The sequence below is a fragment of the Mycobacterium sp. genome (assembly GCF_049802695.1).
GTDB lineage: Bacteria > Actinomycetota > Actinomycetes > Mycobacteriales > Mycobacteriaceae > Mycobacterium.
The window spans coordinates 1-9,773 of record NZ_JBARMY010000274.1 but is presented as its reverse complement, the minus strand read 5'-3'; the positions used below and the strand labels follow the sequence as shown (position 1 = coordinate 9,773).

The window sequence follows — 9,773 nt, the reverse complement described above, 5'->3', positions numbered from 1 at the left end:
GTCACCGGCGCCGACCACCCCGGTGGCGAGTGCGCCGGCTGCGCACGCGCGCCGCAGGGCGTGCTCGCGACCGGTGGTCCAACTTGCCGCGAGCACACCGGCGAACACATCACCGGCACCGGAAGTGTCGACGGCGTGGACGGCCGGTGCCGCAACGGTGCATTCTCCGTCGTCGCCCGAATAGCGTGCCCCGGCGGCGCCTCGGGTGACCACCAGATGCGGGACCGGCCATGTCCAGCGCTTGGCCTCGGCTTCGTTGACGACGACCACGTCGGACACCTCGGCAAGGGCGGCCAGTGCATCGGAGTCATCGCTCGCCGGCGACGCGTTGACTATGACCGTCGCCCCACCGGAGCGGGCTTCACGCGCGGCGGCCGCGGCCACCGCGAGCGGAATCTCCAACTGCAGCAATAACACGTCGCACCCAGCGACGAGCCTGCGCAACCGCGGTGAGTCCAGCGTGAGCCTGGCGTTGGCGCCCGGCGCGACGACGATCACGTTCTCACCGGCCGAGTCCACCACGACGACCGCGCGGCCACTGTCTCCAGGTACCGTCACCAATCCGTCGGTGTTGACCGCGTTCTCGCGCAGATGCCCGCGCAGTCGCGCGCCGGCGTCGTCGTCACCTACCGCGCCGACGAAGTGCACCAGCGCACCGGCCCGCGCCGCCGCAAGCGCCTGATTGCCGCCCTTCCCGCCCGGTGTCGACCGGGCCGCTGCCGCCAACACCGTTTCACCCGGCTGCGGCAGTGCGTCGACGCCGTACACCGTGTCGATATTCACGCTGCCCACCACGCAGACCCGCGTCGCCATTGAGACGACCTTATGCACGTGCATCCGCTTTCACAACGACGTGCCGGCAACGGCTTTCTCGGCAAATGCGTTCTCGCCAGCCGGTTCGCGTTACGCTGCTGCCATTCTGCTTCAACCAGCAGCCAGCGAAAGGAAGCCGATTGAGGCGGCGACGCTCAACTGGGTCGGTAGCGCACGATCAGACGTTTTCAGCTAAACCAAGAAGGCTTCGCCTGCGGCCGCTGTCGCGCATCAGCATTCAGTCCAAAGTCATGGTGATGCTGCTGACGGCCAGCCTCGCGTCGTTGGCGGTGATGGGCGTCGTCGAATACGTCACGGGCCGCAGTGCGTTGCTGCCTGCCGTCGATGAGCGGATGACCCAGTTGCGAGAGGCACAAAAGCGGGCTGTGGAGACATTGTTCGCGGACCTGACGAACTCGCTGATCGTTTACAGTCGCGGCACGACGACGGCCGAGGCGGTGCAGGCGTACACCGCCGGTTTCGACCAGCTGGCCAACGCGACGATCGACTCAGGTCAGCAGCAGGCGATCGTGAACTTCTACACTGACAGGCTGATCAAGCCGATCGAACAGGCAACCGGCACCCAGTTGAACGCTGATGCACTGCTGCCCGCCGACAATTCGCAGAAATACCTTCAGGCGCACTACACGGTGCCGTCGAACGGTGCTGGTTCCGCCACCGACGATGCCGGTGACGGCAGCGCGTGGTCGGCCGCGAATGCCCGTTTTAACAATTACTTTCGTGAAATCGCTACCCGCTTCGAGTACAGAGATGCAGTGTTGCTCGATACTCGGGGCAACGTCGTTTACACCGTCAACAAAGGTGTTGTGCTGGGCACCAATATCCTGACCGGCCCGTACCGGGGGTCCAATCTACGCGGCGGCTATGAGAAGGCAATGGCCGCCAACTCGGTGGACTTCGTGTGGATCACCGACTTTCAGCAATATCCGCCCCAACTCGGTGTGCCCACCGCCTGGTTAGTGTCGCCGATCAATTCGTCGGGACGGGCCAGCGGTGTCCTGGCGCTGCCCTTGCCGATCGCCAAGATAAACCGAATCATGACTGCCGACAGGCAATGGAAGGCCGCCGGCATGGGCAAGACGGGGGAAACATATCTGACCGGACCGGACAACTTGATGCGTTCGGATTCCCGGATTTTCCTCGAAGACCCGCAGGAATATCGCCGCAAGGCTCTTGCGGCAGGAACCCCGGCCGACGTCGTCGACAAAGCGCTGAGGTGGCGTGGCACCACGCTGGTTCAACCCGCCGCTACTGCTGCGGTGCGCTCCGCGCAGGGCGGACAGACCGGGACCATGGTGGACACCGGATACCTAGGCGACCAGGAACTGGTCGCCTATGCGCCAGTCAACATTCCCGATTCCGATCTGGAGTGGTCGATCTTGGCAACCCGCGACCGCGCCGAGGCCTACGCGCGGATAGCGACCTTCACCCGGACACTCATCTTGACCATCGCGGCGATGATTTTCGCCCTTTGCGTGGGCGCGATGCTCGTCGCTCAGATCTTCGTGCGGCCAATTCGGCGGCTGCAGGCCGGTGCGCACGAGATCAGCACCGGCAATTACGAAGTCGCGATTCCGGTGACATCGCGCGACGAGATCGGTGATCTAACCGCCGCTTTCAACGAGATGAGCAGGAGTTTGCAAGTCAAAGAGGAGCTGCTGGACGAGCAGCGCGAGGAGAACGATCGTCTGCTGCTGTCGCTGATGCCCGAGCAGGTAGTGCAGCGCTACCGCGAAGGCGACCAGACCATCGCTCAGGAGCACCAGGACGTCACCGTGACATTCGCTGACATCGGCGGGCTCGACGAGATCTCCAACGAGCTGTCCGGCAATGAATTGGTGGGGATCGTCGACGAGCTCATCCGCGAACTGGATTCAGCAGCAGAAACATTCGGTGTGGAGCCGATTCGCACAGTGCACAACGGATATCTCGTCAGCTGTGGCTTGAATGTTCCGCGGTTGGACAGCGTGCACCGAACCGTCGATTTCACCGTGGAGATGCAACGAATCATCGAGCGGTTCAACGCCAGGACGGGCTATCACCTCAGCCTTCGAGCCGGTGTCAACACTGGCAACGTCATCAGCGGACTGGTCGGCCGGACCACCATGGTCTACGACATGTGGGGTGCGGCGGTCAGCTTGGCTCACCAAATTCGAGGTCGAACAACAGAATCCGGGATCTACGTGACGTCGCAGGTTTACGAGGTGATGCGTGATGTACACCAGTTCACGTCCGCGGGTACCATCACGGTCGGCGGCGCCGAACAGCCGGTCTGGCGATTGTCGGAGCGGCAGTGAAAGACATTGACTCGTCCTGGTTGTACTGGGCCGCCGCGCTCGCGGTCGGACTGCCCGTCGTCCTGATCAGTCTGACCGAATGGCATCAGTCGCTACTCCGGAAGCGCAGTTATCTGGCTGGACCGATCAACGTGCTGCGCTGCTATCTGGTACCGCTGGGTGCCCTGTTGCTGCTGTTGACCGAAGTCGCACAGGTGCCTTCCCGCATCACCTCGGTGCGCGTGCTCGCGACAGTGTTCGGATTCGTCGTGCTGTTACTTTTGCTGTCTGGGCTCAACGCAACCCTGTTTCAGGGTGCACCGCAGGGGTCTTGGCGACAGCGGGTGCCAACTATCTTCCTCGACGTGAGCCGGTTCTTGCTGATCGGCGTGGGTCTGACGCTCATTTTCTCCTACGTGTGGGGGGTGCGTGTCGGCGGTCTTTTCACCGCGCTCGGTGTGACATCGGTAGTCATCGGCCTGATGCTGCAGAATTCCGTCGGACAGATCGTGTCGGGCTTGTTCATGTTGTTCGAGCAACCTTTCCGGATCGGCGACTGGCTTGACACTCCGGCAGCGCGCGGCCGGATCGTCGAAGCGAACTGGCGTGCGGTTCACATCCAGACCGGTCGGGGACTGCAGATCACACCGAACTCGGTGCTGGCCGGCACGTCCTTCACGAACCTCAGCCGTCCGCCCGGTGGGCATCAACTGGCCATGACGGTGAAATTCTCGGCGGCCGACCCACCCGACCAGGTATGCGCACTGTTGTCGCGGGTCGCCGGCGCCTTGCCGCAGCGCAAGACCGACGTCCTGCCGCAATCGGTAGCTGCCGGTGGCGCCGAGTACCGCGTCACGGTGGGACTGCGATCACCCGCCGACGACACCGCCGCACAAGCCACCTTTCTGCGCTGGATTTGGTACGCGGCGCGGCGGGAGCGCCTTCATCTGGACGGCGTGGCAGATGACTTCTCCACCAATGAGCGCGTGGAGAAGGCACTACGTGTGGTGGTGGCGCCGGCCTTGCGGCTAAGCCACACAGATCAACAGGAGCTGGCGGCGCACGCCAGGATCGTCCGCTACGGCGCAGACGAAATCGTCGAGCATACTGGCCGGGTGCCGGCGAAAATGACGTTTCTGATCGTCGGCAGTGTGCGGTTGACGACGATCAGCGGCGACGGTTCGATCATCTCGGTCGGCACACTCGAGGAGGGCTCCTTCATCGGGCTGACCGCGCTGACCCGTCAACCCAACTTCGCCGATGCCTACGCCATGGAAGAGGTGACGGGGCTGGAGGTGGAACGGGATCACCTTGTGCACCTCGCGATGCGTAAACCATTGTTGCTACAGGATTTCGGGCGTGCTATCGACGAGCGGCGCGCCCTGGTGCAACACGCGAAGGTGCACGAGCGGACGGCGTGAGCGCCCCTCTGCGCCGACGGTCGGATTTCGACAACTAATGGACCGCGGTGAACTGTTTCGCCTCCAGACCGATACCCTGTCATGATGAGTGTGCATGCACCGCCGCTTCCCGATCTTCGCCGACAGGTGCACGACGCCGCCCGCCGCGCCCGAATTGCCGCCCGGGTCTTGGCGCCCCTGCCGACCGCGGCCAAGGACTACGCGTTGCGCGTGGCCGCCGATGCGTTAGTGGCTCATACAGAGCAGATCCTGGCCGCCAACGCCGAAGACCTGGCCGCCGCGCGAGCCGCCGACACAACCGGCGCGATGCTCGACCGGCTGGCACTCAACCAACAGCGTGTCGAGGGTATCGCCGCCGGTCTGCGCCAAGTGGCCGGGCTGCCGGATCCGGTCGGCGAGGTATTGCGTGGCTACACCCTGCCCAACGGTCTGCATCTCCGTCAGCAGCGCGTTCCGCTGGGGGTGATCGGAATCGTTTACGAGGGCCGGCCCAATGTCACCGTGGACGCGTTCGGTTTGGCGCTCAAGTCGGGCAACGCCGCCCTGCTGCGCGGCAGCTCGTCGGCGGCGAAGTCCAACCAGGCGCTCGTCGACGTGCTGCGCGTCGCGCTACAGCGTGAGGACCTGCCCGCGGACGCGGTGCAGCTGCTCTCCGCGGACGACCGTGCCACGGTCACCTATCTGATCCAGGCCCGTGGTCTGGTCGACGTGGTGATTCCCCGTGGCGGAGCGGGGCTGATCGACGCGGTGGTCCGCGATGCGCAGGTGCCGACTATCGAGACCGGTGTCGGCAATTGCCACGTCTACGTGCACGAGGGCGCAAATCTGGACGTGGCCGAGCAGATTCTGCTGAACTCCAAGACCCGCCGCCCCAGCGTTTGCAACGCCGCCGAGACGCTGTTGGTCGATGCCGCGATCGCCGGGCAGGCCATGCCGCGGTTGCTGGGTGCGCTGCAAGACGCCGGGGTGACGGTGCACGGTGGTGCGTGCGGCGATGCCGAGGAGGCCGACCTGCGCCGCGAATACCTGACGATGGATATCGCGGTAGCTGTGGTCGACGGGGTCGACGCCGCCATCTCCCACATCAACGAGTACGGCACCGGGCACACCGAAGCCATAGTGACGACCAATATGGCCGCTGCGCAACGGTTTACCGACGGAGTCGATGCGGCCGCAGTGATGGTTAACGCGTCGACGGCGTTCACCGACGGTGAGCAGTTCGGCTTCGGCGCCGAGATCGGCATCTCCACCCAGAAGTTGCATGCCCGCGGACCGATGGGGCTGTCGGAACTCACCTCGACCAAGTGGATCGTCTGGGGAGACGGCCAGACTCGGCCGGCCTGACTCCGAATGGCTTAGGAGAATCACCTGTGACCGTGCCCGCTCGGCCCGTGCCGCTGTTCGCCGACATCGACGACGTCGCCGGGCGGCTCGCCGAGACGGGCTATCTGCCCGACACCGCCACCGCGACCGCGGTGTTCCTCGCCGACCGGCTCGGCAAGCCGTTGCTCGTCGAAGGTCCCGCCGGGGTGGGCAAGACCGAGCTGGCCCGCGCTGTCGCCCAGGCCACCGGCTCGGGGCTGGTGCGGCTGCAGTGCTACGAGGGTGTCGACGAGGCCCGCGCGCTTTATGAGTGGAACCACGCCAAGCAGATCTTGCGCATCCAGTCCGGCTCCGACGACTGGGATCAGACCAAGACTGATGTGTTCAGCGAAGAGTTCCTGCTGTCGCGCCCGCTGCTGACCGCCATCCGGCGCACCGACCCGACCGTGCTGCTGGTCGACGAGACCGACAAAGCCGACATCGAGATCGAAGGCCTGCTGCTCGAAGTGCTTTCGGACTTCGCCGTGACCGTTCCGGAGTTGGGCACCATCACCGCCACCCGGGCACCGTTCGTGCTGCTGACCTCCAACGCGACCCGCGAGCTGTCCGAGGCACTCAAGCGTCGCTGCCTGTTCCTGCACATCGACTTTCCCAGCCCCGAGCTGGAACGGCGCATTCTGTTGTCCCGGGTGCCCGAACTGCCCGGGCATCTGGCCGAGGAACTGGTACGCATCGTCGGTGTGCTGCGCGGAATGCAGCTGAAGAAGTTGCCCTCGGTCGCTGAGACCATTGACTGGGGACGCACGCTGCTGGCGCTGGGCATGGACACCATCGACGACGCGACGATCGCTGCGACGCTCGGGGTAGTGCTCAAACACCACTCGGACCACCAGCGCGCCTCCGGTGAGCTCAGGCTCAACTGATGGCCGTCCGCCGCGTGCGCCCCAGCCGGCCGCTGGCCCCGCACGGGCTGCCGGGCCATCTGGTGGGCTTCGTCGAAGCGCTGCGCGGACAAGGTATTTCGGTCGGACCGTCGGAGACGGTGGACGCCGGGCGGGTGATGGCGACGCTCGGGCTCGGCGATCGGGAGGTGTTGCGCGAAGGTTTGGCCTGCGCGGTGTTGCGCAGGCCCGATCACCGCGACACTTACGATGCGATGTTCGACCTCTGGTGGCCGGCCGCCCTGGGTGCGCGGGCCGTCGTCGCCGATGACGAGACCGGCGACGCCGAGGCGGACTTGCGGCTGCCGCCCGAAGATGTCGAGGCGATGCGGCAGATGCTGCTGGATCTACTGGTCGACAACCCCGACCTCGCGGATCTGGACGATCGGTTGCTCGCGATGGTCGCGCAAATCGTCGAAGCCTACGGCAGATACAGCTCCAGCAGGGGGCCGTCGTACTCGTCGTATCAGGCCCTCAAAGCGATGGCGCTGGATCAGCTGGAGGGCCGGTTGCTGGCGGGGCTGCTCGCGCCCTACGGCGACGAGCCCACGCCGACTCAGCAGCAGATCGCCAAAGCGCTTGCCGGACAGAAGATCACGCAGCTGCGCCGGATGGTCGACGCGGAAACCAAGCGGCGCACCGCTGAGCAACTGGGCCGTGACCACGTGCAGATGTACGGCATCCCGCAGCTCTCGGAGAACGTAGAGTTTCTGCGGGCGTCGGGTGAGCAGCTGCGGCAGATGCGCCGGGTGGTGGCGCCGTTGGCCCGCACCCTGGCCACCCGACTGGCCGCTCGCCGTCGACGGGCTCGCGCGGGCGCGATCGATCTGCGAAAGACGCTGCGCAAGTCGATGTCGACCGGTGGCGTGCCGATCGACGTGGTGCTCCGCAAGCCGCGCCCCGCCCGCCCCGAACTGGTGGTGTTGTGTGACGTGTCCGGCTCGGTGGCCGGGTTCAGCCACTTCACCCTGCTGCTGGTGCATGCGCTGCGTCAGCAGTTCTCCCGCGTTCGCGTCTTCGCGTTCATCGACACCACCGACGAGGTGACTCATTTGTTCGGGCCGGACGCCGACCTGGCGGTGGCGATTCAGCGGATCACCCGGGAGGCCGGGGTGTACACCCGCGACGGTCACAGCGACTACGGCAACGCGTTCAACTCGTTCCTGACCGGGCACCCCAACGTGCTGTCGCCGCGCAGCTCGCTGCTGGTGCTCGGCGACGGCCGCACGAACTACCGGGACCCGGCCACCGACGTGCTGGCACACATGGTGACCGCGAGCAGGCACGCGCATTGGCTCAATCCGGAGCCCAGGCACCTGTGGGGCAGCGGCGATTCGGCGGTGCCGCGCTACGAAGACGTGATCACCATGCACGAATGCCGTTCCGCCAAACAACTGGCTGCGGTGATCGATCAGCTGCTGCCGGTTTGAGTGTGGGTGGCCTCGGGTGGCGAGCGTGCGCTCTTGTACCTCCTCATCGGCGTGTCCCTGTGCAAACACGCACGTTCGTGGGGAATGGCCTGATGCTCGCAGGCACTGAGCTGGTCCGGGCGCTGAAGTAAGCTGGCAAATCGTGGCTGGCCCCGCCAATAGGCACCATCGCAGGCTTGGCGTGATGGGCGGGACGTTCGATCCCGTCCACAACGGCCACCTGGTCGCGGCCAGCGAAGTTGCGCACCTCTTCGACCTCGACGAAGTGGTCTTCGTCCCGACTGGACAGCCCTGGCAGAAAGAGCGCTACGTCAGCGCCGCTGAAGACCGGTATCTGATGACGGTCATCGCCACCGCGTCCAACCCGCAGTTCTCCGTGAGCCGGGTCGACATCGATCGCAGCGGACCCACCTACACCAAAGACACCCTGCGCGATCTGCACGCGCTGAACCCGGACTCGGAGCTGTACTTCATCACCGGCGCAGACGCGCTGACCTCCATCCTGTCCTGGCAGGACTGGCGAGATCTGTTCGCGACGGCCCGTTTCGTAGGAGTCAGCCGGCCCGGGTACGAGCTGGGCCGCGAGCACATCGCGCACCTGCTAGACGGGCTGCCCGAGGAGGCGTTGAGGCTGGTCGAGATCCCGGCGCTGGCTATCTCCTCCACCGACTGCCGCCGCCGGGCCCAAGAATCCCGGCCGCTGTGGTACCTGATGCCCGACGGGGTCGTGCAGTACATCGCCAAGCGTCGGCTCTACCAGAAGCCAGACGCCGCAGGGCCTGCCCGCAATATCGCCCCCAGCTTCGCCGCCCGGGACCAGACGTGACCGCCGGCCGCGAAGCCATTGACATGGCCACTGTGGCCGCCCAAGCGGCCTCAGCGAAACTCGCCGATGACGTAGTCGTCATCGACGTCTCGAGTCAGCTCGTCATCACCGACTGCTTCGTAATCGCCTCGGCCTCCAATGAGCGGCAGGTCAACGCCATCGTCGACGAGGTCGAAGAGAGGATGCGCCGGGCCGGCTACAAACCGGCCCGCCGCGAAGGCACTCGGGAAGGCCGCTGGACGCTGCTGGATTACGTCGACATCGTCGTGCACATCCAGCACCAGGACGAACGCAACTTCTATGCCCTGGACCGGCTGTGGCGGGATTGCCCCGTCGTGACCGTGGACCTGTCGCCGGACTCGGCGAGCACGTCATGAGGCTGCGCCGACTCTTGATGGTGCGGCACGGCCTGACCGACTTCAACGCCGGCAGCCGCATGCAAGGCCAGCTCGACACCGAGCTGACCGATCTCGGCCGGGCGCAGGCCGCCGCCGCCGCCGAGGTGCTCAGCAAACATCAGCCGCTGCTCATCGTGTCCTCGGATCTGCGCCGCGCCTATGACACCGCAGTCGCGCTCGCCGAGCGCACCGGTGTGCCGGTGCGGGCGGACACCCGTTTGCGCGAGACACGTCTCGGCGACTGGCAAGGCCTGACTCACGCACAGGTCGACGCGGCAGCACCCGGCGCCCGGCTCGCCTGGCGCGATGACGCCACCTGGGCAC

The 9,773-nt window shown here is 65.6% G+C and carries 8 protein-coding genes and 1 pseudogene; 8 read left to right on the top strand and 1 reads right to left on the bottom strand.

Features of this window, described 5'->3' with window-relative positions; genetic code table 11:
- On the bottom strand, nucleotides 1–813 hold an 813-nt coding region (locus tag WA317_RS11260; protein ID WP_425173103.1), incomplete at its 3' end, for a ribokinase.
- A gap of 140 nt (nucleotides 814–953) precedes the next feature.
- Between WA317_RS11260 and WA317_RS11255 the strand changes: the two genes are divergently transcribed.
- From WA317_RS11255 to gpgP, 8 genes and pseudogenes are all read left to right on the top strand, one after another.
- On the top strand, nucleotides 954–3,131 hold the full coding sequence (locus WA317_RS11255; protein WP_425173102.1) for an adenylate/guanylate cyclase domain-containing protein: 2,178 nt from the start codon (nucleotides 954–956) through the stop codon (nucleotides 3,129–3,131).
- On the top strand, nucleotides 3,128–4,531 hold the full coding sequence (locus WA317_RS11250) for a mechanosensitive ion channel domain-containing protein (protein ID WP_425173101.1): 1,404 nt from the start codon (nucleotides 3,128–3,130) through the stop codon (nucleotides 4,529–4,531). The genes WA317_RS11255 and WA317_RS11250 overlap by 4 nt, the downstream gene beginning before the upstream one ends.
- An 84-nt stretch (nucleotides 4,532–4,615) precedes the next feature.
- On the top strand, nucleotides 4,616–5,875 hold the full coding sequence (locus WA317_RS11245; protein ID WP_425173100.1) for a glutamate-5-semialdehyde dehydrogenase: 1,260 nt from the start codon (nucleotides 4,616–4,618) through the stop codon (nucleotides 5,873–5,875).
- 26 nt (nucleotides 5,876–5,901) lie between these two features.
- The gene (locus tag WA317_RS11240; RefSeq protein WP_425173099.1) at nucleotides 5,902–6,777 is read left to right on the top strand and encodes an AAA family ATPase; all 876 of its coding nucleotides are present in this window, start codon (nucleotides 5,902–5,904) and stop codon (nucleotides 6,775–6,777) included.
- Nucleotides 6,777–8,225 carry a vWA domain-containing protein gene (locus WA317_RS11235; RefSeq protein ID WP_425173098.1) on the top strand — a complete coding sequence of 483 codons (1,449 nt, stop codon included), beginning with the start codon at nucleotides 6,777–6,779 and terminating at the stop codon, nucleotides 8,223–8,225. Before WA317_RS11240 ends, WA317_RS11235 begins: the two co-directional genes overlap by 1 nt.
- Before the next feature lie 142 nt (nucleotides 8,226–8,367).
- Nucleotides 8,368–9,051 carry a nicotinate-nucleotide adenylyltransferase gene (nadD, locus tag WA317_RS11230; RefSeq protein ID WP_425173097.1) on the top strand — a complete coding sequence of 228 codons (684 nt, stop codon included), beginning with the start codon at nucleotides 8,368–8,370 and terminating at the stop codon, nucleotides 9,049–9,051.
- A complete protein-coding gene (rsfS, locus tag WA317_RS11225) occupies nucleotides 9,048–9,428 on the top strand; it encodes a ribosome silencing factor (RefSeq protein WP_425173096.1) in 381 nt (126 codons plus the stop codon). Before nadD ends, rsfS begins: the two co-directional genes overlap by 4 nt.
- Nucleotides 9,425–9,773: pseudogene (gene gpgP, locus WA317_RS11220) on the top strand (glucosyl-3-phosphoglycerate phosphatase); the annotation flags it as partial. The gene rsfS and the pseudogene gpgP, both read left to right, overlap by 4 nt.